The organism is Desulfobulbus sp., from assembly GCF_030824455.1.
Classification (GTDB): Bacteria; Desulfobacterota; Desulfobulbia; order Desulfobulbales; family Desulfobulbaceae; genus Desulfobulbus.
On record NZ_JAVBXR010000077.1, the window covers coordinates 1 to 26,090 of the forward strand.

Sequence of the window (26,090 nt, forward strand, 5' to 3'; positions counted from 1 at the left end):
TTGGCAAGGGGCAGAACCGAGGCAACCGAGCTGCGCGGGAGGTGACGAGGGCCAGCATACCCCTTTTCCTTACCGTTGGTGAGAAAAAACACCCGCCTGCTGTTTGCGCTTGTTGTTTGTATCTGCTGTTTGCGCCTGCTGTTTGTATCTGCTGTTTGCACCTCTGCTCTGCGCGGCGGCTCCCTTGCCTGCGGCTGCTGGTTCACCGCTTCCTGCCGCTACGCTGCGGCTCCGCCAATCAACTTTCAGTCAATCTTTGTTTCCCCTTGCTGCGATGGTTTTCTCCCCTACCCTGCCCATTCATTCCGTGCTTCCTGCCCTGCAACAGGCGCTTGCCGTTGGTTCGGCGGTGCTGGCCGCGCCGCCGGGATCCGGCAAAACCACCATTGTTCCCCTGGCCCTGCTGAACGAACCCTGGCTGGCGGGCAAAAAAATCCTGATGCTCGAGCCCCGGCGATTGGCGGCCAGGGCCGCAGCCAGTCGGATGGCAACGCTGCTTGGCGAACAGGTTGGCCAAAGCGTGGGCTGCCATATTCGTTTTGACCGACGCATCTCGGCGCAAACCCGGATTGAGGTGCTGACCGAGGGCATCCTCACCCGCCGACTGCAGGCCGACGCCGCCCTGGACGAGGTTGGCTTGATCATCTTTGACGAATTTCACGAACGCTCGCTGCAGGCGGATCTGGCCCTGGCCCTGTGCCTCGATCTCCGCCAGCTCCGGGACGATCTGCGTCTGCTGGCTATGTCGGCCACCCTGGACGCAGCGGCCCTGGCCGAAATGCTGGGAACCGCCGGCCCGGCGCCGATTATTGTCGGCGAAGGCAGGCAGCATAAGGTGCGGATCGACTATCTCCAGCGGGAGGCCAAGGGCCGCATCGGCGAGGTTGGGGCGCGCGGCATGGTACGCGCATTGACCGAACACCCTGGCGACGTCCTCGCCTTTTTCCCCGGCGCCGGCGAAATCCGGGAAGCGCACCGCCTTTTGGAAGAAGAACCCGCCTGTCGCGGCCTGCTGATCCTGCCGCTGTTTGGCGATCTTGCCCAAAACGATCAGGACCGGGCGATCCTGCCCGATTTGGAAGGGCGACGGCGGATCATCCTTGCCACCTCAATCGCTGAAACCAGCCTGACCATCGAGGGCGTGGGCTGCGTGGTTGACAGCGGCTGGTCGCGGCTGCCCGCCTTTGATCCGGGCAGCGGCCTGGGCAGACTGACCACGGTGCGGGTGTCCAAGGCGGCGGCCGCGCAACGGGCCGGCCGGGCCGGTCGCCTTGGGCCGGGCTACTGCCTGCGGTTGTGGACAACAGCCGAACAGCACAGCCTGGCGGATTTTCATCCCCCGGAAATACGCAGCGTTGATCTGACCGGCCTGGCCCTGGAACTGGCGCTCTGGGGCGTGACCGATCCCGGCGAACTGCAGTGGCTTGATCCGCCCCGCGAAGGCCCCTACCAGCAGGCGCGGGAAGTGTTGCAAAGCCTGAACGCCCTGGACTCCGCCGGCCGGATCACCAACGCCGGCAGGCAACTGGCCGGGCTGCCCCTGCATCCGCGCCTGGGCCACATGCTGCTCCAGGCGCAAACCATGGGCCAGGGCGCGTTGGCCTGCGATCTGGCCGCCCTGCTCTCTGAGCGCGATCCGCTCAAGCGCGACGCTCAGGCCGCCACCGCCGACGTGGGCGTGCGATTGCATTTGCTTGCATTATGGCGGCGCAAAGGCGACCGGGCAACGCGCGAGGCCGGCGGCGATCCAGCCCTCTGCCGCCGCATCGATCAGGCGGCGCGGATGTGGCGACCTCTGCTTGGCCGCAACCAGGAGGCCCGAGACCTTGACGCCGTCGGCGCCCTGCTGATCTTTGCCTATCCCGAGCGCATTGCCCGCAGACGCCCTGGGCAACAACTGCGCTACCAACTGGCCTCGGGACGCGGGGCCGCGCTGGCGCCCACTGATCCGCTGACTGCCAGCGAATATCTGATTGTGCCCCACCTCGACGCCGGTCACCGCGAAGGCCGCATCTTTCTTGCCGAATCCCTGGATCTTGCCGAGATCAAAGGTCGTCACGGCCATCTACTCAAGATTTGCGAACAGGTGGTCTGGAATGCAGAAGCCGCCAGGGTTGCGGCGGTGCGACGGGTGATGCTGGGAGAAATCGTGGTTGAGGAACAGCCGCTGACCAAGGTCGATCCCGAGGCGACCATCCAAGCCCTGTTGAGCGGCATCGCCGGGATGGGACTAGGCTGTCTGCCCTGGACCAGGGAAGCGCGCCAGTGGCAGGCCCGCATCCATTGTCTGGGCAACTGGCGGCCGGATGGGGAGTGGCCGGATGTGCGCGACGAGGCCTTGATCAAGGATCTCGACTGGCTGGCGCCGTATTTGGGCGGCGTCACCCGGGCCGAGCAGCTGAGTCGGCTCAATCTGGTGGAAATATTTAAAAACTGGCTTGGTTGGGAGCGGCGCCGACAGGTGGAGCGGCAAGCGCCTGCGACCATCGTTGTGCCCAGCGGCTCGAACATCCGCATCGAATACCGGATCGACGAGCCGCCGTTGCTGGCGGTCCGCATCCAGGAGATGTTTGGCCTTAGTGAAACGCCTGCGGTCTGCGACGGCAGGGCGCCGCTGCTGTTGCACCTGCTTTCGCCGGCCAGGCGTCTCATCCAGGTCACCGCCGACTTGGCCGGGTTCTGGCAGCGCGGTTATCCGGAGGTCAAAAAAGAACTCAAAGGCCGCTATCCCAAACACTACTGGCCCGACGATCCCCTGGTCGCCGAGGCCACCAGGGGGGTGAAGAAAAAGGGCGGGTCAAAGCCGGGCTGACTCGGCGCGGGCGCAGCCCTGCAGACGCCAGTCGCCGCGCTCCAGGCGGTTAACAGCGAAACAATTTAAAAACGATTTTTATTCCGGTTTGTCGACCAGTTGACGCCAATTGTTAATTCGCCAACTTAAGAGTGGCAACACCTGCTACGATGAGCGCCACCCCCAAATACCTTGCGATAGAAGTTGGATCATTAAAATACAGTATCCCCACTGCGAAGGTTCCAGCGGCGCCGATACCTGTCCAGACCGCATAAGCGGCGCCGATGGGAATTTGCCGTTGGGCCAACCAAAGAAAAAAGCCACTCAAACACATAAAAACAATAGCAACGCCAATACCAGTCCAACGTGTTTGTTGCGTTTGCGCCATTTTTAAACCAACAGGCCATCCAATCTCAAAGAGCCCAGCAAGAATCAAAAAAATCCAAGCCATCGTGACCTCCTTTTGAACGGAAAAAATAATAATTTCAAAATTTTGCTCCGTTCTATTTTCTATCCTCACGCATGTTGCGCTAACAGTGCTTGCAGACCTTTTCCGGCAGCGGCAGGTCAACACTGGCGCCGCCCCAATTGAGCTTGCTGCGCAGGATGTTGAAATAACTCTTCCAGGGGGAGCTGATGATCAGCAGCGGTTTGGAGGCCTTTTGCACCAGGAGATAGTCGTTTTCGGTGATGGTCCACTGCAGTTCGCCGTCCACGATCACCTTGACCTGACCGGCCGGGGCCAGTAATTGGGTGGTGACCTTGTGCTGCGAGCCCAGCAGCACCGGGCGCGATTCGAGCATGAAGGGACAGATGGGGGTGACGACAATGGCGTCGAGCTCGGCGTGAACCACCGGCCCGCCTGCCGAAAGGTTGTAGGCGGTCGAACCGGTGGGGGTGGACATGATCAGGCCGTCCGCCCGATAGGTGGTGACGTATTCCTTGTCCGCCCAGCAGCGCAGACGGATCATAGCCTCGGTGCTTTTCTTGACGATCACCACCTCGTTGAGGGCGTGCACCGGATCGCTTTTCTTGCCGGTGACGCCGTTGATAAAGGCGGCGGAGAGCATGATCCGCTTCTCCATCCGCACCTCGTCCTCGGACAGCAGGGTCTCCAGAGTCTCGTACATCTCGTCGGCGGCCACCTCGGTGAGAAAACCGAGATTGCCCAGGTTGACCCCGAGCACCGGCAGTTGATGCCGGCTGGCCTCGCCGGCCACATGGAGCAGGGTGCCGTCGCCGCCCAGGACCAGCACCATGTCCATGGCCGGTTCAATCTGGTTCAGCGCCGCCTTGATCCCGCGCTTCTCGAACCAGGCGATCACCTCACGTCCGATCTGCTCGACCTCCGGACTGTCCGGCCGGGTGACGACGCCCGCATACGCGATGTTCATGCACCCAGCTCCCGCGAACGTTCGGTGGCCGCCTCGATTGCGCCCATGACCACGCCGCGCAGAGCGCCGTCCTCCAACACCTGGATGCCGGCAATGGTGGTGCCGCCGGGCGAGGTTACCTTGCCCTTCAACACCGCCGGATGATCGCCGGTCTCCAGGGCCAGTTTGGCCGAACCGTAGACCGTCTGCAGCACCAATTGCTCAGCTGTAGGCCTGGGCAGGCCGGCCAACACGCCGCCGTCGATCATGGCCTCGATAAAGGTGAACACGTAACCGGGGCCGCTGCCGCTGAGGCCGGTGACCGCGTCCAACTGGCTTTCAGGCACTTCCGCGCAGGAGCCCACCGCGGAAAAAATGGCGGTGGCGACGTGACGGTCCTGGACAGTGGCCCGTTGATTGGGACTGAAGGCCGTTGCTGCGGCCAGCACCAGGGCCGGGGTGTTGGGCATGGCCCGGATCAGGCGCACCGAGTCGTTCAAGCATCCTGCCAACGCCTGCAGGGTGACGCCGGCCATGATCGAAATCACCAGATGCCGCTCCGTCACCAAGGCGCTGTATTGACCGAGCACCGCAGCCGCCAACTGCGGTTTGATCGCCAGCACCAACACCTGGCAGGAACTGCAGAGCGCCGCTGCGTCCATGGTGCAGGCAACGCCGTATTGACCTTGCAAAAAGTTGCGACGGGACTCGGTGGGCTCGGCCACCAGTATCTTTTCCGGCGCGATCAAGCCGGCCGCCAAAATACCCCGAATCATGGCTTCGGCCATCTGGCCGCCGCCGACAAAACCTATTGTATCAATGGGTAAGCTCATATTTCTCCTGTCATGACGACATGTTTGGAAATAAAGGGAAGAGAACGAGCGGCTATTATACGCATCTTCACCACAGGCGACAACCGCTGTCCTTGAGGGTGGCCCAATTGGAGCGCAAAAAAAAACCGCCGGAAAAATCCGGCGGCAGTTCTTCTGCGGGAAACAGGACAAACGTATTTTACATAGCGCAGGCCTGACGGGCGGCCATGGACTCGCCGACCGGGGCAAAGAACGGCGCGAACCGGTGCCCCGAGGTTTGGGTGGAATGGACGACCTGGCGCAACAGGGACTCGCCTCTTTTTTGGAAGGTGACGTACTCCCAGCAGTGGGGATTGTCGACAATGGTTTTCATCAGGCCCAGATGCAGGCTGTGACCGGAGCGGTCGGCAATCACGTGGCCCAACACCGGCGAGCCGAGCAGGGCCATGTCGCCGATCACGTCCAGCACCTTGTGGCGGATGAATTCGTCGTCAAAGCGCAGGCCGTCTTCATTGAGGATCGAGCGCCGGTTCCAGTGAATGGCGATAACGTTGTCCAGGGTTCCGCCAAGAGCGAGTCCATTTTGCCACAGTTGCTCGACCTGTTCGACAAAGCCGAAGGTGCGGGCAAAAGCGATTTCCTTGCTGAAGCGTTCTGGAGTGACCTCCACCGAGTAGCGCTGCTCGTTGATCAGGGCGTCGTCGAACTGGATCCGTCCCGACACCTTGAAGCCGTCGTGGGGCTCAATGCGGATCGACTTGTCGCCGTCAACAAAACTCATCGGCCGGGTGATGCGCAGAATCTTGCGCAGGGCCTGCTGACGGTGCAGTCCGGCGGTCTTCAACAGGCGGACGAACGGTCCGGCGCTGCCGTCCATGATCGGCGTCTCGTGGGAATCCAGGTCGATCACGGCGTTGTCGACGCCAAAGGCGCGCAGGGCGGCCATGAGGTGCTCGGTGGTGGAAATTTTATTGCGACCGTCGCCGATGGTGGTGGCCAAAGTGGTGTCCACCACCCGCTCGACCCTGGCCGGGATGATCGGTCGGCCCGCAATGTCCGAACGAACAAACTGAATGCCGGTGTTGGCCGGGGCGGGATTGATGGTCAGGTTGACGGTCCGGCCGGTGTGCAGCCCCACGCCGCAACAACTGACGGCGCGTTTTACGGTATATTGATGCGGCTCTATTTGCGGCGCCATAAGAAATCCTGCGTAGAGTGAAGAATGAACCATTCGAAGTATTTGCACTTTATAATGCAATTTCCTCTCCATACCGCCAGGGACAGAGGCGACGCGGTCCAAAAATTCAAAAAATTATACTAAATCAAAAGAATAGGACAAACCGCCGTCGTCGCTCTGGAACCGAAAAACCTTTGCAGACTGTGGCAAAAAAAACACATTTGGAAAAACTCCGTGAAAATGTTGCTTTTTTAACACAATCCACATCGACTGCTCAGGGGTGCTTGCGCCATTCGCGCACGGCGTGAAGAATGCCCTGCGCGAATTGTTCGTCTGCTTCCACCTGCATCCGCACCCCAATCAACGGCAGGGGCAGCGCAGCGGCGTAGGGCGACAACTTGACCAGATCCTTTTCCGTGCCGATCAGAAACTGGCCGCCTGCGTGCCGGGCCCTGGCAACCAGTTTGTCGACCAGGCCCGAGGTGTAGCGCTGATGATCGTCCAAGGGGAGAAAGCCCGCCAGATCCACCCGGCACGTTTCCAGGGTGTGACGAAACGATTCGGGCCGGGCGATGCCGCAGAAGCCAAAGCCTCTGCCGCTGGTCAGCGCCTCCGGGGGCGCCGGTTCCAGCATGCCGGCGGCCGAAAGCCGCACCGGACCTTCCAGACCGTAGCCAGTCTGCGCCGTCGGGATCTGCGGAAAACGGGCCTGCAGCAGTTCGCAAAATTTGTTGGCCCGCTCCCGGTTGCCGTCGTGGACCCCGGTCAGGACAAAACCGGTGGCCCGATGCAGGGCCGCCACCGGTTCCCGCAGGTCGCCGCCGGGAAAAACGCGGGAGTTGCCGGCCAGCCGGTCGGCGTTGAACAGGGCCAGGTTGACGTCGCGGATGATCTGCAGATGCTGGAATCCGTCGTCGAGCAGGAGCACGTCGGCCCCCATTTCCACGGCCCGCTGGGCCGGAAAGCGGCGAACCAGACCGGTCAGCACCGGGACGCCGGGCAGGGTTTCGGCCAGCAGCCGCGGTTCGTCGCCGGCCTGTTCGGCGTCCAGCAGCAAAGCGGTTCCGTCGGAGACCAGATTCACCTTGAGGCGCGCCCGCCCTCCGTAACCCCGACTGACCACCGCCGGATGGAAGCCATGGCTCTGCAGCAGGCGGGCCAGATACTGCACCATCGGCGTCTTGCCGCTGCCCCCCATGGTCAGGTTGCCGACGCTGATCACCGGGGCGTCGAGCCGGTAGGATTGCAAAACGCGCCGGCGGTACAAGGTTTCGCGCAGGCGCATGGCCAAGCTGTACAAAGGGGCCAGAGGCCGGCCCAGGGCGAAATAGAACGCTGTTGTTTTCATCATGGTCGCGAGGAGGCGGAAACAGGAAAGTCGTCGGACAGGAAGCGACGGCGCGCCTGCAGCGCAGGACGGGCAACCAGTTCAACCGGTTGCCGTCCGGCCCTTTGCCCGGCGCCGCTCCCTGTCATTTTTGGTGCAAATTTATCCCCATGGGGTAAGAAAAGGGCACACTAGAGTATTGCTTCTTCTTTTGCAATTTAATCCCGCGAGGAGGTTCATGGGGCAATGAAATCCATCAGAATATATGCACTGCTGACGGCCTTTGTCTTGGCCGCATGCGCAACCGCGACCGCCGTCGAACCGATAAAAATCGGCGTGGCCGGCGCCCACAGCGGCGACCTGGCCTCCTATGGCCTGCCGAGTTTAAAAGCGGCCCAGCTGGTGGTCAAAGACATTAACGACAAGGGCGGGATCAACGGCGCGCCGGTGGAACTGCTGGTGGAAGACGACGCCTGCAAACCGGAAATCGCCGCCAACACCGCCGCCAAACTGGTTTCCAGCGGGGCCAAGGCAGTGATCGGTCACATCTGTTCCGGCGCCACTAAGGCGGCCCTGCCTATCTATCGCGACGCCAAAGTCCTGGTGATCTCGCCCTCGGCCACCACCCCCGCCCTGACCCAGAGCGGCGAATATCCCAATTTTTACCGAACCATTGCCGCCGACGACGCCCAGGCCAAGGCGGAAGTCGATTTCACTCTGGCTACGCTCAAGGCCAAGAAGATTGCCGTGATCCACGACAAAGGCGACTACGGCAAGGGGCTGGCGGAATTTGCCAAGACCTTCATCGAGCAGTCCGGCCAGGCCGAGGTGGTGCTGTTTGAAGGCGTCACCCCGGGTGCGGTCGACTACTCCGCCGTAGTGCAGAAGATCAAACGCTCAGCCGCCGACGCCGTTATTTTTGGCGGATACCACCCCGAGGCCTCGAAGATTGTTGGCCAGATGCGGCAAAAACGGATGACCATTCCCTTTGTCTCCGACGACGGCGTCAAGATCGACACCTTCATCCAACTCGCCGGCAAGGACGCTGAAGGCGTGTACGCCACTGGCCCAGCCGACGTCTCGCACAATCCGATCACCAAAGAATATCGGGAAAAATTCAAAAAAGCTGAGGGAGCCGAGCCCGGCGCCTTCTTTGACAACGCCGTCGCCGCCGCCCTGGTCCTGACCAACGCCATTGCCAAGGCCGGGACCACCGAGCCCAACGCCATGGCCAAGGTGTTGCGCAGCGAGGAAGTGGCCACCCCCTTTGGCAACATCAAGTTCGACGCCAAGGGCGAGCCAATCGGCATTGGTTTTTCCATCTATCAGGTGCAAAACGGCCAATTCACGGTCGTGCAGTAAACCACTTTCCCGCGGGTTGACCAATGCCTGGAATCGCGGTGCGGTTCCAGGCATTTGCGCTTTGCGGGGGCATTCGCCCTCAAACCGAATCGTTGCACTCCGCGCGGCGGCCAGCTCTTCAAGGAACCCCATGGATTATTTCATTGAACTCGTGTTCAGCGGCCTGACTCGCGGTTCCATCTACGCCCTGATCGCCCTGGGCTACACCATGGTCTACGGCATCATCGGATTGATCAATTTTGCCCACGGCGAGATTTACATGATCGGGGCCTTCACCGCCCTGATCGCCTCCACGGTGCTGAACATCTTGGGTCTGCCGCTGTACGCGGTGTTGATCCTAACCGCGCTGGCCGCCGCCGTCTGGGCCGCCGCCTACGGTTACACCGTGGAACGGCTGGCCTACCGGCCCTTGCGCAACGCGCCCCGGTTGTCGCCGCTGATTTCCGCCATCGGCATGTCGATCTTCCTGCAAAACTACGTCATGCTCGCCCAAACCTCAGATTTCCAGCCCTTTCCGGCCCTGATCCCGGAGTTTGCCTTCCTGGAACCCTTTGCCGCGGTTGTCGGCTCCACCGATCTCACCATCCTGGCGGTGTCGGCCCTGCTGCTGCTGCTCCTCACCCTGCTGATCAAATACACCCGCACCGGCAAGGCCATGCGCGCCACGGCCCAGGATCAGAAAATGGCCCTGCTGCTCGGGGTCAACGTCGACCGGGTCATCTCAATCACCTTTGTCGTCGGCTCCGCCCTGGCGGCCGTCGGCGGGCTGTTGATCGCCTCGCACATCGGCCAGATCAACTTTTCGATCGGCTTCATCGCCGGCATCAAGGCCTTTACCGCCGCCGTGCTGGGCGGCATCGGCTCAATCCCCGGCGCGGTGCTCGGCAGTTTTGTCCTCGGCCTGACCGAGGCCTTTGCCACCGGCTACGTCAGCAGCGACTACGAAGACGTGTTCGCCTTTTCCCTGCTGGTGCTGATTCTGATTTTCCGGCCCGCCGGTCTGCTCGGCAAGGCTGCGGTTGAAAAAGTATGAACCGCGCGAGAACGCCCATGCTGACCGTCAAAGATTGTCGTCAGGCCCTGATCCTCGGTCTTTGGTTCATGTTTCTGACCTTCCCCATCCTGGTGATCAAGGTCAACCCGGTGGAAAAAACCGTGGTCTGGCGCTGGCCCAACATGCTGTGGGTGGGCGGCGTCAGCGCCTGCGTCTACTTGCTTTCCCGCGTCTTTCTTGCCCGCCGCGCCGCCCGGCAGGAACGCATTCGGTTGGGCCTGGAGAAGGAATCGAAGGGCCTGAATCTGGCTGTTTTCCGCCAGCCCAAGGTCTGCCTGCCGCTGCTCGGCGGCGTCGCCCTTTTCTTCCTTGCCTTTCCCGCCCTCTTTTCCACCTATCAGCTCAACATCATGATCACCGCCCTGATGTACGTGGTTCTGGGTCTGGGGCTCAACATCGTGGTCGGAGTCGCGGGGCTGCTGGACCTGGGCTACGTCGCCTTCTATGCGGTGGGCGCCTACTCCTACGCCCTGCTGCACCTGCATTTTGGCATCGGCTTCTGGACCGCCCTGCCCATCGGCGGGCTGCTCGGCGCGCTCTTTGGCCTCCTGCTTGGGTTTCCAGTGCTGCGGTTGCGCGGCGACTATCTGGCCATCGTCACCCTCGGGTTTGGCGAGATCATCCGGTTGGTGCTGGAGAACTGGGGCGAATTTTCCCAAGGTCCCAGCGGCATCTCCAACATTGCCCGGCCCGGTTTTTTTGGCCTGGAGATGTCTCTGGACGGGTCGATCACCTATCTCTACTACCTGATGATCGGAATGGTCCTGTTCACCATTTTCGTGGTCAACCGGCTGCAGGACTCGCGCATCGGCCGGGCCTGGTACGCCCTGCGCGAAGACGACATCGCCTGTCAGGCCATGGGGGTGGACAAAACCCGGACCAAACTCGCCGCCTTTGCCCTGGGCGCTGCCTGGGCGGGTATGGCCGGCGTCTTTTTCGCGGCCAAAACCACCTATGTCAACCCGGCCAGCTTCACCTTTCTCGAGTCGGCCATCATCCTCTGCATCGTGGTGCTGGGGGGCATGGGCTCGATTGTCGGGGTGATCGTCGGCACCCTGGTTCTCATTCTGCTGCCCGAGTATCTGCGGGCCCTTGCCGATTATCGCATGCTGGCCTTTGGCGCGGTTCTGGTGGTGATGATGGTGTTCCGGCCCCAGGGGATTGTCTCTACAGTGCGCCGAACCTACACACTCCACCGTTAACCTGTTGCACTTTTGACACAGCCCATGCACCCCTTGCTTACCGTTTCCGCCCTGACCATGGATTTTGGCGGCATCCGCGCCCTGGACCACCTTGACCTGCGCATCCATCCAGGTGAAATTGCGGCCCTGATCGGCCCCAACGGCGCGGGAAAAACCACTTTTTTCAACTGTCTGACCGGCATCTACGCCCCTACCAGCGGCGATCTGCTGCTGACCCCGCCCGATCAACCGCCGCGCCGGCTCAATGGCCTCAAACCTAACCGGATCACCGAGCAGGGACTGGCCCGCACCTTTCAGAACATTCGCCTTTTCCACAACATGACGGTGTTGGAAAATGTGATGATCGGCCGCCACTGCCGCACCCGGGCCAAAATTCTGGGCGCGATCTTCCGCACCCCGGCCACGATTCGCGAAGAAAAGGCCATCGTTGGCATGAGCCTTGCCTTGCTTGAACGGATCGGGCTGGCGGATCAGGCCAACGAGTTTGCCAAGAATCTGCCCTACGGAGCGCAGCGAAGGCTGGAGATTGCCCGGGCCCTGGCCACCGAACCGTTGCTGCTGCTGCTCGACGAACCGGCGGCCGGGATGAACCCCCAGGAAACCTTGGAGTTGGACGAGTTAATCACCTCGATGAAGAACGACGGCCTGGCCATTCTCCTGATTGAGCACGACATGAAGCTGGTGATGAGCCTGTCCGACCATATTTTTGTTATGGACTACGGCCGCAAGATCGCCGAGGGCACGCCCGAGCAGGTGCGGCACAACCCGGCGGTGATCAAGGCCTATCTCGGCGAGGAGACGGACCATGCTTGAGCTGCGCGGCATTGACGTCTTTTACGACAAGATCCAGGCCCTGCACGAGGTCAGCCTGGCCATCCAACCAGGCGAGATTGTCGCCCTGATCGGGGCCAACGGCGCGGGCAAGTCCACCACCCTGATGGCTATCTCCGGGATTGCGCCGCCGCGCCGGGGCGAAGTGCTTTTTGAGGGGCAACCGATCACCAGGCTGACGCCGGACGCCATCGTCAAACTGGGAATCTGCCAGGTTCCCGAGGGGCGACACATCTTTCCGGATCTGACCGTGGCCGAAAACCTCGACATGGGGGCCTTCCTCCGGCGGGACGCCAAGGCAATCGCCGCTGACCGGGACATGCTCTACGAGCTCTTTCCGATCCTGGCGAAACGGCGCAACCAGCCGGGCGGCAACCTCTCCGGCGGCGAACAGCAGATGCTGGCCATCTCGCGCGCCCTGATGGCCCGGCCCCGGCTGCTGCTGCTGGACGAGCCCTCCATGGGCCTGGCGCCGCTGATCACCCGGCAAATTTTTGCAATAATTCAAAAAATCAACCAAGAACAAAACACGACCATTTTCCTGGTGGAACAGAACGCCAATCTCGCCCTGCAGACTGCGGATCGGGGCTATGTTCTGGAAAACGGCCGCGTCGTCATGCAGGACCGGGCAGCAACGCTGCTCAGCAATACCGCCATACAAAAAGCCTATCTCGGCATTTGAGTGCAGGCCGCATTGTGCGGCCCAAGCCGGGAACATTACAGGAAGGACATGAAGAAAACGAAGGTTGGAGTGATTGGAGTTGGCTATCTGGGACGGTTTCACGCCCACAAATATGCGGCCATGGACGATGTGGAACTGGTGGGCGTGGCCGACGCCGATCCCGAGCGGGCGCAACTGGTGGCCGGCGAGTGCGCCTGCCGCGCCTTTGCCGATTACCGCGAGTTGCTCGCCCAGGTGGAGGCGGTGTCGATTGCCGTGCCGACCAGTCTCCACCACGAGGTGGCCAAGGTCTGCCTGCAGCAAGGGGTCGACGTGATGGTGGAAAAACCGATCACCACCACCTTAAGCGAAGCCGACGACCTGATCAATCTGGCCCGGGAGCAAAAGCGCATCCTCCAGGTCGGCCATCTGGAACGGTTCAACCCGGCGGTGCTGGCCATGCAGCCGCTGCTGACCCATCCGCTGTTCATCGAGGCCCATCGGATTGCGGTGTTCAAGGATCGGGGCACGGACGTGGACGTGGTGCTCGATCTGATGATCCACGACATCGACATCATCCTGTCGATCGTCAACTCGCCGATTGTCTCCATCCTCACTGCCGGCTCGCCGGTGGTCACCCAGCTGACCGACATCGCCAACGCCCGCCTGATCTTTGCCAACGGCTGCACCGCCAACATCACGGTCAGCCGCATCTCCATGGAAAACATGCGACGGATGCGCATCTTCCAGCCTGGGCAGTATCTGTCGATTGATTTCGGCAAAAAAGAGATCATGGCTGTGAAGTTGCGAGCAAACCAAGCCGGCGGCGGGCCCACCCCCGAGATCACCAAATCCGCTTTTCAGGACCAGGACGCCCTGGAGTTGGAACTGCGCGATTTCGTCCGCCACGTCCGCGAACGGACCCGGCCTGCGGTTGCCGGCGAAGAGGGCCGACGCGCCCTGGACGTGGCCTTGCAGGTGGTTGAGCAGATTCACAGCAACCGAAAGCGGATCGAGCAGATTCTGATTGAAGAAGGTCACTCCGACCTGCTGGCCCTGCTCGGCCGGCACTGATCGGCTCAGCGGGCGCAGGCGATGGACGAGCAAGCAAAAATGGGCCGCGAGGTGATGATTGTGGCCGGCGAGGCCTCGGGGGATCTGCACGGCGCGAATCTGGTGCGGGCCATGCAGAGGCAAGAGCCGGATTTGCGTTTCTGCGGCATGGGCGGCCAGGCGCTGCGGGAGGCCGGGGTGGAGTTGCTCTGCGACGCCGCCAAGCTGGCGGTGGTCGGCCTGGTCGAGGTGCTGAGCCACCTGGGCGACATCCTCCGCGCCCGGCGCGCCCTGATTGAACGGATGCGCGATCATCGCCCTGCCCTGCTGATCCTCATCGACTATCCGGATTTCAACCTGCTGTTGGCCAAACAGGCCAAGAAACTTGGCATCCCGGTGTTCTACTATATCAGCCCGCAGATCTGGGCCTGGCGCAGCAGCCGGGTCCACGCCATCAAGCGCCTGACCGACCGGGTGGCGGTGATCCTACCCTTTGAGCAGGCCTTTTACGCCCAATATGGCTATCAGGTCGACTTTGTCGGCCATCCGCTGATGGACTCGGTCAAGCCGGGCCTGAGCCCCGCCGCCTTCCGCGACCAGCACCGGATTGAACCGTCCCGGAAGCTGGTGGGGCTGCTGCCCGGCAGCCGGAGAAAGGAGGTGGCCGCCCTGCTGCCCGATTTCCTGGCCGCCGCCGAACTGCTGGCCAAGGATCAGCCCCAGGCCTACACCTTTCTCATCCCCCAGGCCCCGACCATCAGCCGCGCCCTGCTGGAAGCGCACGGCTTGGCCGCCTGGCGGGATCGTTTCGATTACCGCATCATCACCGAAGACCGCTACGCGATGATGGCCGCCTGCGACGCCGCCGTGGCCGCTTCGGGCACGGTGCTGCTGGAACTAGCGATCCTGGGCGTACCGACCGTGGCCGCCTACCGGGTGTCGCCCCACACCTATTTTCTCGGCCGGCTGCTGATCCGCAGCGTGCAATTTTTTTCCCTGGTCAACCTGATCGGCGAACGGGAAATTATCCCGGAATTGCTGCAAAAAGAGGTCACACCCGAGCGGATAGCGCAACAACTTCAGACAATGCTTGAAGTTGCCGAAACGCGGGCGTCAATGCTGGCGGGACTGCAGGAAGTAAAAACACGGCTGGGCGCGCCCGGCGCCTCGGAGCGGGCGGCGGCCGTGGCCCTGGACATCCTCAACCGGGAAACGGCCAATGGATGAACTCGAGCCCATCCCCCTGCCCATCGACGGCGTGCTTGACCTTCACGCCTTTCGCCCCGGAGAAGTCAAAACCCTGATTCCAGATTACCTGGAAGAATGCCGCAAGCACGGCATCCTCCACGTTCGCATTGTGCACGGCAAGGGAACCGGCGCGCTGCGGCGGACCGTGCACGCCCTGCTGGATCGGTTGGAGATGGTGGCCGGATATCGCCTCGGCGACGAGGCAAGCGGTTCCTGGGGGGCTACGCTGGTGGTTCTTCGGGCGGGGGAGCGGCCTGCATCGGCTCAATGAGGCCGTGGCTGGCGGCCAGGGTACGCACCTGGAGCATAAAGGTGGAGGGCAGCGGCAGGGGCCGTTCTTCCTGGAGAATGCCCAGGGCCTTGGCCATGAGCAGGGATGGGATGGAATGGACGCCCTCGTGGTTGTCGCAGATGGTTTTCATCCGCAGGGCGTCGGTGAGCAGGGGCAGCAGCACCTGGCAACGCTCGGCGATTTCGCGCAGTTCCCGCTCCACCAGTTCCCGATTGCTCACCGCAAAAACAGTCACCGCATCGTCAACGGGTTGCGTGCCAAAGAGGTTGTTGATCACCGCCCCGGCCAAATGGGTGTGATGGGGCTCGGCCTGATCAACGTAGCGGTCGTGCACGCTCTGCCGCAGTTCCTTGAACAGCAGCATCTGCACGGTGATTATCGCCTCCCGCATCACCGGCAGCAGTTTGTTATCCACCAGAGGTTTGTTCTCGTTCAATCCTTCGCTTGTCATAACACCACTCGTATGGCCGGGTTCCCGGCAAATAACTGATACAACCGCAACCGTTCGGCCTCGTCGTTGACTGTGATCTCCAGGTTGAGACTGAGATAGCGGCCGCCGGAACTGACGTTGCCCTCGGTGATCACGCAGGCGGCAACATCGATCGAGGCGTGGATGGCCTCCAGGATGGCGGCCCGGTCCTCGCCGATCAACCGATACTGCCACCGGCAGGGGTACTGAATTTCCGGCTTGCAGCCGCTGTGTTCTTGCATAATCGCTCCTTGTGCGGCCTTATACCGCAGCCGGGCCGCTCTTGCCAACAGGAAATAGCGCTCCTCATTTCAGGCCGCCGATGGTATGATGGCGGCAGCAAAACAACCCCTTGTTTTCATGGAGTAAACCTATGGAGCATCGCATTCTGCTGGTCAACCATTGCCTGAACATTGACCAGCTTCCCGATGATTTTACGAAACAATGTACGTTCGAGGCCGTCGCCGACGGCAAGAGCGGCCTGGCCAAACTGGCAGACGGCGCGTGGTGCGCCGTGCTGGCTGCGGCTGCGCTGCCCGACATGCGCGGCCTTGATTTCCTGACCCAGGCGGCCGCATGCTCCGACGCCGTGCCCCTGCTGCTGGTCCCGGACGCCGATCTGGCCGCAAGCCTGATTGAGGCCAACAAGCGCTCGGTGTTCCGGGTGACGCCGGAAAGCGCGCCCGTAGCCGCCCTGGTTGCCGTCTTCCGCGACGCGGTCCGCCAGTTCGCCCTGATTGGGCAGGAGCGCGAGCAGCGTCTGCGCATCGAACAACTGACCCTCACCGACCCGCTCACCGGCTGCCTGAGCCGGCTCCACCTCGAGGAACACCTGAAAAAAGAGCTGAGCCGGTCCAGCCGCTACGGCCACTATCTCTCGGTCATTCTCTGCGACGTCGACGGCTTGAAGGGGGTCAACGAATCCATGGGTCGCCGGGTCGGCGATCAGGTGTTGGCCGGCTTTGCCCGCACCGCCAGGCAACTTATCCGTCAGGATATTGACACTATCACCCGCTGGGGCGAAGACGAATTCCTGCTGGTGCTGCCGGAAACGCCGATCCGCGGTGCCGGCCGGGTCGCCGCCCGTTTGCGCGAACAGTTCGCCGCCCTGGATTGCGTCCCGGACGGCCATCAGGTAAGTTGCACCGCCAGTTTCGGGGTCGCCGGTTTTGCCCCGGACGGCGCGGGGCGCAATGCGCTGCTCGACGACCTGCTGTTGATTGCCGGTCGTTGTTTGCTCCAAGCTAAAGCAGCAGGCGGCAATCAGGTCCTCTGCTGTCCCTAATCTCCAAGGAGTCTCAATGATCATCCTCTCGTCGTCCAAAGGACAGGATTTTACCCCTGTCGACTGCTCTCTGCCCACCACCCGGCCTGCATTTCTCGACCAGGCGCGCCAGTTGATCACCCTGCTGCGCCAGTACGATCTCGAAAGCCTCAAGCTGCTTATGGGCGCAAGCCAGGCCCTGACCGAGCGCACCCACGCCCAGATCCACGCCTTTGCGGGCAAGGAGGTCAAACCGGCCATCCTCGCCTACAGCGGCGAGGCCTATCGCAGCCTGGACGCGGGCGGCTTGACCTCGGACGATCTGGAATACGCCCAGCAACGGTTGCGCATCCTCTCCGGACTCTACGGGATGCTGCGCCCCTTTGACCTGATCCGGCCCCATCGGCTGGAGATGGGCTGTGCCCTGGCCAACGATCAGGGGAAAAACCTTTATGCCTTCTGGTCCAAGCGGATCACCGACGGCCTGAACAAAGCCTTGGCCCAGGAAGCGCAGCCCCTGTTGATCAACCTCGCCTCGCACGAATACGCCAAAACGGTAGAAAAAAACCGGATCAAAGGCCGCTGGCTCGACATCCAGTTCAAGGAAGAAACCGCCGACGGTCTGAAAAACATGGCCGTCCACGCCAAACGGGCGCGGGGCCTGATGGCCGCCTACCTGATCCGCAACCGGATAGAGCGGGCCGAGGACATCAAGCAATTCAACGGCGGCGGGTATGTTTACCAACCGGAACTGTCAACGGACCGACACTTTGCCTTCACCCGGCCCCTGGACTGAGTTTTTTTCCGTTGCCCGATTGCACGCAACCGGACGCTGGAGCGTCCAGGGCGTCGTTCCCACGCTGGAGCGTGGGAACGATCCTATGGCGTTGCTCGTCTGTTGTTCGGTCGTAGGGGCGCACGGCATGCGCCCTCTGATGGTGTTTTTCCCGTCTTTCCCTTGGGCGCACGCCGTGCGCCCCTACGCAACTATCCATAATTTGGGATCGATCAAACGAGATTTCTCCCTGCGCTCGAAATTGTGTTTTGGGATGTATTGCGTAGGGGGTGGGCAGGTTGTTGGCCCACAGCGACAGGTTTCGAGAATCACGTTTTCCCTGAGTACGGGCGGCGGCAACAGATAGCCGCATAGTTCAACACAATAAGAATATTTTAGCTAGTTAACAAATACAGTTAACTCATCACGGCATCCCGCCAGAAAAATCGCATGCACAACGCCAGGCTCCGCCGTTTCCTGTTGCCGGATTTAAACCGGAAGTTTGTCCTCCGGGTTGTGCTCGTCGCCTTGGCGACCCTGCTCATTTTCACCCAGGCGCTCATCCCCCTGCGGATCGAGGGCCAGAGCATGGAGCCGACCTACCGCGACGGCGGCTTCAACCTCTGTTGGCGGTGGCGCTATTTACTCTCCGCTCCGCAACGCGGCGATGTGGTCGCAATCCGTTTTACCGGCCGCCGGGTGATGCTGCTCAAGCGCGTTGTCGCCCTGGCTGGTGAAACCGTAGCCTTCCGCGACGGCGTGCTGCTGATCAACGATAACCCAATCAAAGAACCCTATGTGCGGACGCCTTCGGACTGGAACCTGCCGCCGCGCGTCGTTGCACCGGGCAAGGTCTATGTGATGGGCGACAACCGGGGCGTGCCCATGGAGCGACACCATTTTGGCCAGGTGGAACAGGAACGGATTATGGGAGGCGTGCTGTGGTAAATGTGAAAACTGTGGCGGTTGCGGTGATGTTGGCCCTCGCGCTCGGCTTCATCGCCTTCCGCTTTTGGCCCAGCGATGAGCGGGCGATCCGCAAGCAGTTGGCCCTAATCGAGGAAGCCGGCTCCAAAGAGCCCACGGAAAAACCCATCCAGGCCCTGGTCAAGGCCAAGCAGTTGGCCGGTTTGTTTCACGATCCCTGCCGGCTGGAGGTCGAGGCTGTGGACTCTGCTGGCGAGTATCCCCGCAAACAGATCATGGACCGGATCACCCTGGTCCGCGCGTCCTACACCCGGGCGAGCGTCAGCCTGCACGACGTGGTCGTCGACATCCCCCAGGACGCAACCGCCGTGGTCCACTGCACCATTCGCGTCCAGGGCGAAGGCACGAGCCAACCCGTGGCCGATGTGCAGGAACTGCGCGCCGATCTGCGTAAAATCGAGGGAGAATGGCTGTTCACCGCCATCCGGCTGGTTGAGGTACTGGAACGCTGACCTGCCTTATCCGGCCGCCAGCAGCACCAGAGCCATGGAGCCAAAGGAAAGCAGGGTCGACGTCACAATCACCGCCGAGGCCAGCTCGGTGTCGGAATGGAGTTGGGACGAAAGAATGTAGATGGCGGTTGAGGTGGGTTGGGCGAAAAAGAGCATGCTCACCTTCCAGGCCAGCCCGGTGACGCCAAAAAGCCAAAGCAACGCCAGCCCCAGAGCCGGCAGCACCGCCAGTTTAAATGCGGCCGAGGCCAGGGCCAGGGTCATATTGTTGCGGAGATTGGCGCAGGTCAGGCTGCCGCCGATGGAAAACAGGGCCAGCGGCAGGGTGACTTGGGACATCAGCTTGAGGGTGTTGTCAACCGGGGTGGGAAAGGCGCCGATCAGCCGGGAATAGGCAATGCCGGCAACGCAGGCGATGATCAGCGGATTGGCCAGCAGATGTTTGAGGGTCAGGCGCAAACGGCTGCCCCGGGCGCCGCTATCGTCGTTGCCGTTGCCGCCGTACCAGATGAGAATCGAGACGCAGAGCACATTGACCATTGGGATGATCAGGCCGATGAGGATGCCGTACAACTGGGCTCCGGCCTCGCCAAAGGCGTTGATGATCACCGCCATGCCGATGTAGGTGTTGAAGCGATAGCAGCCCTGATTGAACGAGCCGGCCTGAAAAGGCGCTACCGGCCACAGACGGATGAACAGCAGGCTAAGGCTGCAGACCGCCAGCACCGCCAGGGCCGAAGCCGGGAGATAGCGCCAGTTACCGTTAAACTGCAGCGGCGCCGAGCCGATCTTCCAGAACAGCATCAGCGGGAAAAATACAAAGTAGACCAGCCGGTCCGAGGTGCGAAGAAAAGCCTCGTCAGTCATTTGCCGGCGCTTGACCGCCCAGCCAAAGAGGATCAGCGCCAAGACCGGAAAGAGCGCATTGAGCAGGATCATGGATGCACCAAGAAAACCCGCCTTGGCGGGGCGTTGCATGGATCTGGAACAGCCGCCTCAAGCCTGGGCCGTCACCCCGGCCAGCCCGTCCCCGCAGCCGCAATGTTCAGGCGGCGAGCGTCTTGATTACTCCGCCCGCACAGCCCAGGTGCGACCTGCCGTGCCTTCGGCGATTCGTTCGGCCAACTGCTTTTGCAGGGCAGCCGAGGTTGCGGCGTCTACCTCGCTTGCTTCCGAATAGGCCATCACTTCCAGAGGCCGGGAGTCGCCCGCCTGCGACTGGATGGCAATATCGGCGCAGATCTCCACGTCCGGGTAGTTTTGCTCAAGATAACCGACAATGATCTGCCCCTTCAGTTCGGCAAGGTTGTCGGCGCTTTGCTCAACGTCGTAGCCCTGTTCGGCAAACAAGCCGCCTGCCATGATCATGTCCGTCACAATAATTTTGCTGATCGCCATCGTGTTCTCTCCTTGTGTGCGCTTTGTGCGCCCATCCTGATTCCCATGGAATGCAACCTGTGTATACCACAGGGGTTGCGCTCGGCCAAGCCCGAAGGGCTGCGGCAGGCGCTGTTGCAATCAAATCCGCGCCCATCGGTCTGGCGGCGTCCGGTCCCCCAAAAACCTCGTTATCCCGCCGCAATCGTCTCGCCGTTTTCAGCCGCCAGCGCCTCGGCGGCGGCGGAGATCTGCAGTCGGCGAAGACAAAAAATCGCTGCGCAAACCACTACCAGCAGGCTGTAGAGAAAGACCTTCCAGCCAAAATGTTCATAGAGCACACCGGGGGCAAAGGAGCCGATGGTGCCGCCGAGGTAGTAAAAGGAGATGTACACGCCGTTGGCAATCCCCTTTTTGCTCTTGGCCAGGGTGTTGACGTAGCCGGACAGCAGCGAATGAGCCATGAACATGCCGGTGCAGAAAACAAACATGGCCAGGAACATGGCCCGGTGATCTGGAATCATGAAACCGCAGATGCCGACGATGTATAAAAACAGCCCGGCCAGGGCCACCCGGGTTTCCGAACCGAACAGGCTGATCATCCGCCGCACGTTGAGCGACACCAGAATGCCCATCACATAGCCGAAATACATGAAGCCGATGCCGGTTTCACGGAAGGCCGGGTTGATTGCCTTGAGCTCAAAGGGCAGGAAGTTGAGCAGCCCGGCAAAGACAAAAAAGACCGAAAAAATGGTGCAATAAAGCCAGAAAAACTGCGGCTGGCGCACCAGTTCCGCCACCTCGCCCAGTTTGGGGCGGCTGTATTCCAGGTTGGCGTCCTTTTCCAGGGTGCGCAGGAGGAAAAATCCCCAGATCAGCAGCAGGCCAAGCAGGAAAAAGAAAAAGCGCCAGCCAAAGAGATCGGTGAACAGGCCGGAGAGGAAACGGCCGAGAAAACCGCCGAGGATGGTGGCGGCGATGTAGCGGGCAATGGCGCCCTGGATGTCCTCGCGCGGCGCGGTGAACGAGATGTAGCTGACCAGCGAGGTGAGGATGGCCGGGATGGCCATGCCCTGGAAACCGCGAATAATCAGCAGTAGCAGGTAGTTGTCGGTGAAGCTGAACACCAGCTCCAGCACGCCGAGCAGGAGGATGGCGGTGCGCACGATCAGGCGGGCGGAGAGCGACTCCAGCAACACGCCATAGAACATCGGCGCAAAGCCAAGCGGCAGCATCATCAGGGTGGTGAACAGGATGGCCTGGAGCGAAGTCAGCGAGAATTCGTGCTGAAAAACCGGCTGGATCGGCTGGGCCGCATACAGCGAGCAGAAGGTGATGACGGTGCAGAAGTAGATCTTGGTCAGGGTTCCGGGGCTGCGGAGCGAGGCGAGAACAGACAAAATGCAGTCTCCTTTCGGTGGGATTCCCGATTATCGGGCAGACATGGACGGGCAACGGCATACGCGACGGACGGCATTGCTCTGCACGACGGTCCGCTCAGGGACGGATCACCCAATCCAGGGAAATTCTGCGAAACACGCGCAGCAACCAGAAGCTGATCACCAGCGCCGCCGTCAAGCGAACGCCTATTATAATCCAATAATTAGAATATTCCTATAAAAACAAACAAAATCAGTCTGATATAGCCTTATCCGTGTACTGTTTTTGTTTCCAGGTTGTTTCCAAAAATCTTTTTGGAAACAGGATTTCCCTGTTTCCTTTTGCAAGTTAAAACGGTTGACTTGGTTATCAAGAATGATAACATTGCCTCATGAAATGGAACATAACATTTTTCAGCGAGAAGGTTGAAGCTGAAACCCTTGCTTTCCCGCCGGGTATTTTGGCGAACTTTCTCCATATTGCTGAAATGATAGCCGAATATGGGCCATTGCTTGGCGCGCCTTACACGAAACCCCTCGGGGAAGGCCTGTTTGAAATTCGCGCGAAGGGGAAAGAGGGTATAGGGCGGTCTTTCTTTTGCACCCTGAAAGGCAAGGAAGTTGTGATTTTGCATTCCTTTATCAAAAAATCGCAAAAAATCCCGAAGAAGGAAATGAAAATAGCCCGCAGCAGATTGAAAGAGGTGAAAGAATGAGACCATCGCTGAAAGATTTCAAAGAAAAGGCCCTGGCTAATTCCGAAGTTGCTCAGGAATATAACCGGCTCTCGGCGGCGTATGATCTGAGAAAGCAGCTGATCAAAATTCGGAAGGAAGCCGGCTTGACCCAGGAAGAAATTGCCGAAATCCTGCACACCAGGAAAAGCAACATTTCCCGCCTGGAGAATGTGCATTCAAAAATATCCCCTACCCTTTCCACCATTGAGGCCTACGCCAACGCCGCCGGATACAAAATAGAGGTAAAATTTATTCCCCAGGCCCGTCAATGAAACTCGTGCTCTGCGCCCTACTTCTTTTTGACTGATCGATTCTTCTTCATTTCTTTCTGATTAAGTTCATCGAGTTGGTTGAACCCCATGAGCTTTTTTTGAGTAAGTCCATTTTGCGTTATTAAACACAAATCATCACGGATGCTTTGCAAGCATCCGGCAATGGTGATTTTATGACACTTATCAAACAATTCACAAACAAGGCATTCAGAAGACTCTTCACCGTAAAGCAAGCCTTCGCCTTGTCGCCCGAAACATTCCTTTGCTTCCCACTCACTTTTCATAACAACGTTCAATCCATTTAAAGATCGGGCGCTGAGCCCGCGTTCACCTTGGGTTGCCGGCCTCCTGCTCCCAAGGCCGCCGCGCCGCAAGCTTATAAAAATTTCAACCCCCTACACTGTCCCCGTTTTTTCCCGATAAGGATTTATTTCAGGTTAAAGTTTTCTTTTTTCCAATCCATTTCTTCATTATGACACCTGAAACCGGCCAAAATACCAACAAGCTCAACAAAAAAACTGACTCCATAAATGCAAAAATATCCTGGTTGGTATCCCGTATCCACAGCTCACGCACTTGAGCATCCGAACGATCAAGATAAGCCCGGCCATCGGATACAATCTTAACCACCGTAGACTCCACCTTTATATTTATACGAGGGACCCATATTCGATAAACCTCGACCTGTTTATCTTGCAATTTTTCCATTAAATAATTGCAATCAAAACGCCCGGCTGTCTGGAGGAACGTGCCGTCATAATAGGAGAATGTGTTGCAGTGAATTATTGTTTCGCCAACCGCTGACCGGTAATTCGTCCGCCCTTTGAGCACCTCAAAGCGGTACACTCCTTTCAGCACTGGTTCACGGGGAAAGCTGGACCCCATTGGCGGAGCGAAAAGCTCGGCTTGATGAAGCGCAAGTAAGTAAGCTCCGAGCGTCACCAGTAAGGTCGGCAAGAGAAAAATCACCCAGCGTATTATTGTCATTCTTAGCACCTTTGCCTTGCTGACACTTATGTGGAACAGCCACATTAAATACCATGAAAACGTAACCTGCAAAAATAGCGATACTGTATATCATCTCTCAGCTTGTTCATCCTAACGGGACGATAAGCCGCCGCAGATGGATAATATTGAAAACCGCTGCCCTCTTTCGGTCGGCTTGATTGGAACTTGTTGGGCGGATATTTCCGCAAAAGGAGGTGATGATATGACCAATATTATTTGCAAACCGACAGGAGAAGGGAAAGATAAAGGAAGTTCGATTTGATTTATAAGGCGCACTTCTCTTGGTTTTGGGAGTGCTCCCAACGCAGAAATAACCAGCCAGCCGATACGCTACCAGCTTTTAGAACGCGGATAGCTCTGGTCTTGTTTATTGACTTGTTATGTTTTTATATTAATTGAACCAGGTTATTTTATTTTTTTTAAAATATATCCTAAAAATAAAATCAATATTCCAAAGATTGCAATATGCGCATGAAGATAAGCGCCTTTGCCACCTTCAACAATAGACCTTTTTAAAAAAATTGGTATTTGAAAGAAATAAATAAGTACATATCCCATACTTCCATAAAAGGTTAAAATAAAACCAAGCTGAACTAATCGACCTAATTTACCAAAATAATTCTGTGAAATAACAATTGGAATTAATAGGATCACCCAGCTAGATATTAACCCGACAAGATCTTTGCTCATCTCATTATTTCAAATATAACGGTGAAATAACCTGCCGGCCGAGGAATTGCCAACCTTTTAAGAACGCGGCTATTCTCAGTCAGGTTTATTGACTTGTTGGAAAAATATTTTTGTTTTTATTGTTTACTTTTATCAAGTCTATCCAACCTGTCTTTAATGCATTGGTTAAGTGTTTCGTAATTTGGTTTCAATCCAGACGCATCTAGCTTGAATGGCCTTTTTCTTTTTGATGAATAAATTAATAAAAAAACAAAAGGGCTACTGTGACCATAATCAATGTTAACTCCGTTTATATTTTCGAATGCAAATTTTTTTTTATTAAAAATCCCGTTGTAAACAATGTTTTCATTTGAAATTTTGAACCTGAATGAAGGGCTAAGAAGACATCGTAAACAATGTGCAAGGTAGTAGGACCCAGATATTTCAAATAGAATAATTAAAATTCCAAATAAAATTCCATCTGTGTATTTTCCGCAAATCATATCTTTTAGTCCAGATGCGAAAATTAACATTATCAATGCAAAAGCGATGCTCATTACAAAGTAACCGAATCTACCATACAAGGATGTGGTAAATATTTTTAAATTTTCCATTTAATGTCGATTTCCAACGGTAAAATTACCGGCTGGCCGAGAGTTTGCAGATTTCAGAACGCGGATATTTCCAGTCCGGTTTATTGATTTGTTATGCGGTCGATAAATTCTAGTCCAGGTCTTTCAATAAATGATTTTTTATCACTGGTATGCTCGTAGATAGCCAGGCGGCCGACCCTCAATCCACTATTCAGAAATTCCATGAGAATTTCTCGTGCAAGTTTTTCGTCAGTGATACCGTAAATATTGCATGATAAGGAATCATGGGAGTCACAAGTATAATATCGCCAATAGTTACCTTCACAATCGTGCACTGAACTGCAAATTCCGGCATTAACAAGTATTGAAGTTATTCTATTTTTGATAAAATTAATCTCTTCTCTCTCAAGATTACCTTTTACGTTTCCTCCCCAACACAAGCTCGCTCCAATGAATAACAATATTGGCAAGGAAAGTATGGAGATTCTCAGTTTGAAATAGGTGTGTTTCGAAACAATATTCAAAACAGTTTTCAAGATTGAGGACTCCTCATTTTGCAGCATAACAACGTCCGGCTCACCGGACCCGCGCTCTTTGAGGGTTCCGCGTGGAGCCGGTGGTTATGCTATATTTTTTTTTTGAAATAATAAAATCATCAATCCAAGAATATGCTTCTATGTCTGGAGCAATAATATTTGAACTCCATGAAAAATCTTTTAACTTGAGCGCGTAGTGAAGATTTTGTGCAACAATTGTATTGTCGAAATATAACGATAGGTCGTTTCTTTGGATCTGAAACCTTATTTCATGCCAACCTTTTTCTCTAGATTTTATGTAATCCCAGCCATTTCCCTTCCAGTATGAATATTTTTGATCATTCCATGAAATTGTGACGTATTTTTCGTATGTTTCTGTGGCAAAAAAA

At 58.2% G+C, this 26,090-nt stretch carries 32 protein-coding genes; 16 read left to right on the plus strand and 16 right to left on the minus strand.

Annotation, left to right across the window (positions count from 1 at the left end; translation table 11 throughout):
• Positions 1–274: 274 nt before the first annotated feature.
• Complete coding sequence (gene hrpB, locus RCH93_RS09865) at positions 275–2,812, plus strand: ATP-dependent helicase HrpB (protein WP_306548214.1); 2,538 nt, start codon at positions 275–277, stop codon at positions 2,810–2,812.
• 112 nt (positions 2,813–2,924) lie between these two features.
• Here hrpB and RCH93_RS09870 read toward each other — a convergent pair whose 3' ends face one another.
• The 5 genes from RCH93_RS09870 to lpxK all read right to left on the minus strand — a co-directional run bounded on the left by RCH93_RS09870 (position 2,925) and on the right by lpxK (position 7,504).
• Positions 2,925–3,242, minus strand: coding sequence for a multidrug efflux SMR transporter (locus RCH93_RS09870; RefSeq protein WP_306548215.1), 318 nt, complete (start codon positions 3,240–3,242; stop codon positions 2,925–2,927).
• A gap of 79 nt (positions 3,243–3,321) precedes the next feature.
• A complete protein-coding gene (locus RCH93_RS09875; protein ID WP_306548217.1) occupies positions 3,322–4,185 on the minus strand; it encodes an NAD(+)/NADH kinase in 864 nt (287 codons plus the stop codon).
• Positions 4,182–4,997, minus strand: a complete 816-nt coding sequence (proC, locus tag RCH93_RS09880) for a pyrroline-5-carboxylate reductase (protein ID WP_306548218.1) — start codon at positions 4,995–4,997, stop codon at positions 4,182–4,184. Before proC ends, RCH93_RS09875 begins: the two co-directional genes overlap by 4 nt.
• A 178-nt stretch (positions 4,998–5,175) precedes the next feature.
• A complete protein-coding gene (lpxC, locus tag RCH93_RS09885; RefSeq protein WP_306548219.1) occupies positions 5,176–6,174 on the minus strand; it encodes a UDP-3-O-acyl-N-acetylglucosamine deacetylase in 999 nt (332 codons plus the stop codon).
• Between the two features lie 253 nt (positions 6,175–6,427).
• The gene (gene lpxK, locus RCH93_RS09890) at positions 6,428–7,504 is read right to left on the minus strand and encodes a tetraacyldisaccharide 4'-kinase (RefSeq protein WP_306548221.1); all 1,077 of its coding nucleotides are present in this window, start codon (positions 7,502–7,504) and stop codon (positions 6,428–6,430) included.
• 222 nt (positions 7,505–7,726) lie between these two features.
• On the opposite strand from lpxK, the gene RCH93_RS09895 reads away from it, so the two are divergent.
• From RCH93_RS09895 to RCH93_RS09930, 8 genes are all read left to right on the plus strand, one after another.
• Entirely contained in the window at positions 7,727–8,842 is a 1,116-nt protein-coding gene (locus tag RCH93_RS09895) for a branched-chain amino acid ABC transporter substrate-binding protein (protein WP_306548222.1), read from the plus strand.
• Between the two features lie 130 nt (positions 8,843–8,972).
• Positions 8,973–9,875: a branched-chain amino acid ABC transporter permease gene (locus RCH93_RS09900; RefSeq protein WP_306548223.1), complete on the plus strand. Its 903-nt coding sequence runs from the start codon at positions 8,973–8,975 to the stop codon at positions 9,873–9,875.
• A gap of 17 nt (positions 9,876–9,892) precedes the next feature.
• Positions 9,893–11,098, plus strand: coding sequence for a branched-chain amino acid ABC transporter permease (locus RCH93_RS09905; RefSeq protein ID WP_373693279.1), 1,206 nt, complete (start codon positions 9,893–9,895; stop codon positions 11,096–11,098).
• A 24-nt stretch (positions 11,099–11,122) separates the two neighbouring features.
• Positions 11,123–11,911: an ABC transporter ATP-binding protein gene (locus RCH93_RS09910; RefSeq protein WP_306548226.1), complete on the plus strand. Its 789-nt coding sequence runs from the start codon at positions 11,123–11,125 to the stop codon at positions 11,909–11,911.
• Positions 11,904–12,611, plus strand: coding sequence for an ABC transporter ATP-binding protein (locus RCH93_RS09915; protein WP_306548227.1), 708 nt, complete (start codon positions 11,904–11,906; stop codon positions 12,609–12,611). Before RCH93_RS09910 ends, RCH93_RS09915 begins: the two co-directional genes overlap by 8 nt.
• Positions 12,612–12,659: 48 nt before the next feature.
• On the plus strand, positions 12,660–13,664 hold the full coding sequence (locus tag RCH93_RS09920; RefSeq protein WP_306548228.1) for a Gfo/Idh/MocA family protein: 1,005 nt from the start codon (positions 12,660–12,662) through the stop codon (positions 13,662–13,664).
• Between the two features lie 21 nt (positions 13,665–13,685).
• A complete protein-coding gene (lpxB, locus tag RCH93_RS09925; protein ID WP_306548229.1) occupies positions 13,686–14,870 on the plus strand; it encodes a lipid-A-disaccharide synthase in 1,185 nt (394 codons plus the stop codon).
• On the plus strand, positions 14,863–15,162 hold the full coding sequence (locus RCH93_RS09930; protein ID WP_306548230.1) for a Smr/MutS family protein: 300 nt from the start codon (positions 14,863–14,865) through the stop codon (positions 15,160–15,162). Before lpxB ends, RCH93_RS09930 begins: the two co-directional genes overlap by 8 nt.
• Here RCH93_RS09930 and RCH93_RS09935 read toward each other — a convergent pair.
• Positions 15,113–15,634 carry a hypothetical protein gene (locus RCH93_RS09935; protein WP_306548231.1) on the minus strand — a complete coding sequence of 174 codons (522 nt, stop codon included), beginning with the start codon at positions 15,632–15,634 and terminating at the stop codon, positions 15,113–15,115. The two genes, RCH93_RS09930 and RCH93_RS09935, sit on opposite strands and share 50 nt — an antisense overlap.
• Positions 15,631–15,894: a DUF493 domain-containing protein gene (locus RCH93_RS09940; RefSeq protein WP_306548232.1), complete on the minus strand. Its 264-nt coding sequence runs from the start codon at positions 15,892–15,894 to the stop codon at positions 15,631–15,633. Before RCH93_RS09940 ends, RCH93_RS09935 begins: the two co-directional genes overlap by 4 nt.
• Before the next feature lie 131 nt (positions 15,895–16,025).
• On the opposite strand from RCH93_RS09940, the gene RCH93_RS09945 reads away from it, so the two are divergent.
• From RCH93_RS09945 to RCH93_RS09960, 4 genes are all read left to right on the plus strand, one after another.
• Entirely contained in the window at positions 16,026–16,937 is a 912-nt protein-coding gene (locus tag RCH93_RS09945) for a GGDEF domain-containing protein (RefSeq protein ID WP_306548233.1), read from the plus strand.
• Between the two features lie 16 nt (positions 16,938–16,953).
• Positions 16,954–17,712, plus strand: a complete 759-nt coding sequence (locus RCH93_RS09950) for a YaaA family protein (RefSeq protein ID WP_306548234.1) — start codon at positions 16,954–16,956, stop codon at positions 17,710–17,712.
• A 429-nt stretch (positions 17,713–18,141) separates the two neighbouring features.
• Positions 18,142–18,639: a signal peptidase I gene (gene lepB / locus RCH93_RS09955; protein ID WP_306548235.1), complete on the plus strand. Its 498-nt coding sequence runs from the start codon at positions 18,142–18,144 to the stop codon at positions 18,637–18,639.
• Entirely contained in the window at positions 18,633–19,130 is a 498-nt protein-coding gene (locus RCH93_RS09960) for a hypothetical protein (protein ID WP_306548236.1), read from the plus strand. The genes lepB and RCH93_RS09960 overlap by 7 nt, the downstream gene beginning before the upstream one ends.
• A 6-nt stretch (positions 19,131–19,136) precedes the next feature.
• Here the strand turns inward: RCH93_RS09960 and RCH93_RS09965 are convergent, their stop codons facing one another.
• The 3 genes from RCH93_RS09965 to RCH93_RS09975 form a co-directional block, all read right to left on the minus strand.
• A complete protein-coding gene (locus RCH93_RS09965) occupies positions 19,137–20,108 on the minus strand; it encodes an AEC family transporter (RefSeq protein WP_306548237.1) in 972 nt (323 codons plus the stop codon).
• Positions 20,109–20,195: 87 nt separating this feature from the next.
• Complete coding sequence (locus tag RCH93_RS09970; RefSeq protein WP_306548238.1) at positions 20,196–20,528, minus strand: hypothetical protein; 333 nt, start codon at positions 20,526–20,528, stop codon at positions 20,196–20,198.
• Positions 20,529–20,698: 170 nt separating this feature from the next.
• Positions 20,699–21,907, minus strand: a complete 1,209-nt coding sequence (locus tag RCH93_RS09975) for an MFS transporter (protein WP_306548239.1) — start codon at positions 21,905–21,907, stop codon at positions 20,699–20,701.
• A 371-nt stretch (positions 21,908–22,278) separates the two neighbouring features.
• On the opposite strand from RCH93_RS09975, the gene RCH93_RS09980 reads away from it, so the two are divergent.
• Both RCH93_RS09980 and RCH93_RS09985 read left to right on the plus strand, forming a co-directional pair.
• Entirely contained in the window at positions 22,279–22,602 is a 324-nt protein-coding gene (locus RCH93_RS09980) for a type II toxin-antitoxin system RelE/ParE family toxin (protein WP_306548240.1), read from the plus strand.
• On the plus strand, positions 22,599–22,895 hold the full coding sequence (locus tag RCH93_RS09985) for a helix-turn-helix transcriptional regulator (RefSeq protein ID WP_306548241.1): 297 nt from the start codon (positions 22,599–22,601) through the stop codon (positions 22,893–22,895). The genes RCH93_RS09980 and RCH93_RS09985 overlap by 4 nt, the downstream gene beginning before the upstream one ends.
• A gap of 17 nt (positions 22,896–22,912) precedes the next feature.
• Here the strand turns inward: RCH93_RS09985 and RCH93_RS09990 are convergent, their stop codons facing one another.
• Together RCH93_RS09990 and RCH93_RS09995 are read right to left on the minus strand one after the other, a co-directional pair.
• Complete coding sequence (locus RCH93_RS09990; RefSeq protein WP_306548242.1) at positions 22,913–23,179, minus strand: hypothetical protein; 267 nt, start codon at positions 23,177–23,179, stop codon at positions 22,913–22,915.
• Between the two features lie 148 nt (positions 23,180–23,327).
• The gene (locus RCH93_RS09995) at positions 23,328–23,882 is read right to left on the minus strand and encodes a hypothetical protein (protein WP_306548243.1); all 555 of its coding nucleotides are present in this window, start codon (positions 23,880–23,882) and stop codon (positions 23,328–23,330) included.
• 136 nt (positions 23,883–24,018) lie between these two features.
• On the opposite strand from RCH93_RS09995, the gene RCH93_RS10000 reads away from it, so the two are divergent.
• On the plus strand, positions 24,019–24,165 hold the full coding sequence (locus RCH93_RS10000) for a hypothetical protein (RefSeq protein ID WP_306548244.1): 147 nt from the start codon (positions 24,019–24,021) through the stop codon (positions 24,163–24,165).
• A 143-nt stretch (positions 24,166–24,308) separates the two neighbouring features.
• Here the strand turns inward: RCH93_RS10000 and RCH93_RS10005 are convergent, their stop codons facing one another.
• The 4 genes from RCH93_RS10005 to RCH93_RS10020 all read right to left on the minus strand — a co-directional run.
• Positions 24,309–24,593, minus strand: coding sequence for a hypothetical protein (locus tag RCH93_RS10005; protein ID WP_306548245.1), 285 nt, complete (start codon positions 24,591–24,593; stop codon positions 24,309–24,311).
• Positions 24,594–24,709: 116 nt separating this feature from the next.
• Entirely contained in the window at positions 24,710–25,186 is a 477-nt protein-coding gene (locus tag RCH93_RS10010; RefSeq protein ID WP_306548246.1) for a hypothetical protein, read from the minus strand.
• Between the two features lie 80 nt (positions 25,187–25,266).
• Positions 25,267–25,701: a hypothetical protein gene (locus RCH93_RS10015; protein WP_306548247.1), complete on the minus strand. Its 435-nt coding sequence runs from the start codon at positions 25,699–25,701 to the stop codon at positions 25,267–25,269.
• 40 nt (positions 25,702–25,741) lie between these two features.
• A partial coding sequence (locus RCH93_RS10020; protein WP_306548248.1) for a hypothetical protein occupies positions 25,742–26,090 on the minus strand: 349 nt, incomplete at its 5' end.

What these genes read in the sequence shown, in the direction of transcription:
- lpxK (WP_306548221.1), bottom strand. Translation starts at nt 7,504, where the DNA reads ATGATGAAAACAACAGCGTTCTATTTCGCCCTGGGCCGGCCTCTGGCC.
- RCH93_RS09990 (WP_306548242.1), bottom strand. Translation starts at nt 23,179, where the DNA reads ATGAAAAGTGAGTGGGAAGCAAAGGAATGTTTCGGGCGACAAGGCGAA.
- RCH93_RS10005 (WP_306548245.1), bottom strand. Translation starts at nt 24,593, where the DNA reads ATGAGCAAAGATCTTGTCGGGTTAATATCTAGCTGGGTGATCCTATTA.
- RCH93_RS09930 (WP_306548230.1), top strand. Translation starts at nt 14,863, where the DNA reads ATGGATGAACTCGAGCCCATCCCCCTGCCCATCGACGGCGTGCTTGAC.
- RCH93_RS09900 (WP_306548223.1), top strand. Translation starts at nt 8,973, where the DNA reads ATGGATTATTTCATTGAACTCGTGTTCAGCGGCCTGACTCGCGGTTCC.
- RCH93_RS09915 (WP_306548227.1), top strand. Translation starts at nt 11,904, where the DNA reads ATGCTTGAGCTGCGCGGCATTGACGTCTTTTACGACAAGATCCAGGCC.
- RCH93_RS10010 (WP_306548246.1), bottom strand. Translation starts at nt 25,186, where the DNA reads ATGGAAAATTTAAAAATATTTACCACATCCTTGTATGGTAGATTCGGT.
- RCH93_RS10000 (WP_306548244.1), top strand. Translation starts at nt 24,019, where the DNA reads ATGGATAATATTGAAAACCGCTGCCCTCTTTCGGTCGGCTTGATTGGA.
- lpxB (WP_306548229.1), top strand. Translation starts at nt 13,686, where the DNA reads ATGGACGAGCAAGCAAAAATGGGCCGCGAGGTGATGATTGTGGCCGGC.
- RCH93_RS09945 (WP_306548233.1), top strand. Translation starts at nt 16,026, where the DNA reads ATGGAGCATCGCATTCTGCTGGTCAACCATTGCCTGAACATTGACCAG.
- proC (WP_306548218.1), bottom strand. Translation starts at nt 4,997, where the DNA reads ATGAGCTTACCCATTGATACAATAGGTTTTGTCGGCGGCGGCCAGATG.
- RCH93_RS09875 (WP_306548217.1), bottom strand. Translation starts at nt 4,185, where the DNA reads ATGAACATCGCGTATGCGGGCGTCGTCACCCGGCCGGACAGTCCGGAG.
- RCH93_RS09995 (WP_306548243.1), bottom strand. Translation starts at nt 23,882, where the DNA reads ATGACAATAATACGCTGGGTGATTTTTCTCTTGCCGACCTTACTGGTG.
- RCH93_RS09870 (WP_306548215.1), bottom strand. Translation starts at nt 3,242, where the DNA reads ATGGCTTGGATTTTTTTGATTCTTGCTGGGCTCTTTGAGATTGGATGG.
- RCH93_RS09950 (WP_306548234.1), top strand. Translation starts at nt 16,954, where the DNA reads ATGATCATCCTCTCGTCGTCCAAAGGACAGGATTTTACCCCTGTCGAC.
- RCH93_RS09985 (WP_306548241.1), top strand. Translation starts at nt 22,599, where the DNA reads ATGAGACCATCGCTGAAAGATTTCAAAGAAAAGGCCCTGGCTAATTCC.
- RCH93_RS09970 (WP_306548238.1), bottom strand. Translation starts at nt 20,528, where the DNA reads ATGGCGATCAGCAAAATTATTGTGACGGACATGATCATGGCAGGCGGC.
- RCH93_RS09980 (WP_306548240.1), top strand. Translation starts at nt 22,279, where the DNA reads ATGAAATGGAACATAACATTTTTCAGCGAGAAGGTTGAAGCTGAAACC.
- RCH93_RS09905 (WP_373693279.1), top strand. Translation starts at nt 9,893, where the DNA reads ATGCTGACCGTCAAAGATTGTCGTCAGGCCCTGATCCTCGGTCTTTGG.
- RCH93_RS09895 (WP_306548222.1), top strand. Translation starts at nt 7,727, where the DNA reads ATGAAATCCATCAGAATATATGCACTGCTGACGGCCTTTGTCTTGGCC.
- RCH93_RS09935 (WP_306548231.1), bottom strand. Translation starts at nt 15,634, where the DNA reads ATGACAAGCGAAGGATTGAACGAGAACAAACCTCTGGTGGATAACAAA.
- RCH93_RS09965 (WP_306548237.1), bottom strand. Translation starts at nt 20,108, where the DNA reads ATGCAACGCCCCGCCAAGGCGGGTTTTCTTGGTGCATCCATGATCCTG.
- lpxC (WP_306548219.1), bottom strand. Translation starts at nt 6,174, where the DNA reads ATGGCGCCGCAAATAGAGCCGCATCAATATACCGTAAAACGCGCCGTC.
- lepB (WP_306548235.1), top strand. Translation starts at nt 18,142, where the DNA reads ATGCACAACGCCAGGCTCCGCCGTTTCCTGTTGCCGGATTTAAACCGG.
- hrpB (WP_306548214.1), top strand. Translation starts at nt 275, where the DNA reads ATGGTTTTCTCCCCTACCCTGCCCATTCATTCCGTGCTTCCTGCCCTG.
- RCH93_RS09910 (WP_306548226.1), top strand. Translation starts at nt 11,123, where the DNA reads ATGCACCCCTTGCTTACCGTTTCCGCCCTGACCATGGATTTTGGCGGC.
- RCH93_RS09920 (WP_306548228.1), top strand. Translation starts at nt 12,660, where the DNA reads ATGAAGAAAACGAAGGTTGGAGTGATTGGAGTTGGCTATCTGGGACGG.
- RCH93_RS09940 (WP_306548232.1), bottom strand. Translation starts at nt 15,894, where the DNA reads ATGCAAGAACACAGCGGCTGCAAGCCGGAAATTCAGTACCCCTGCCGG.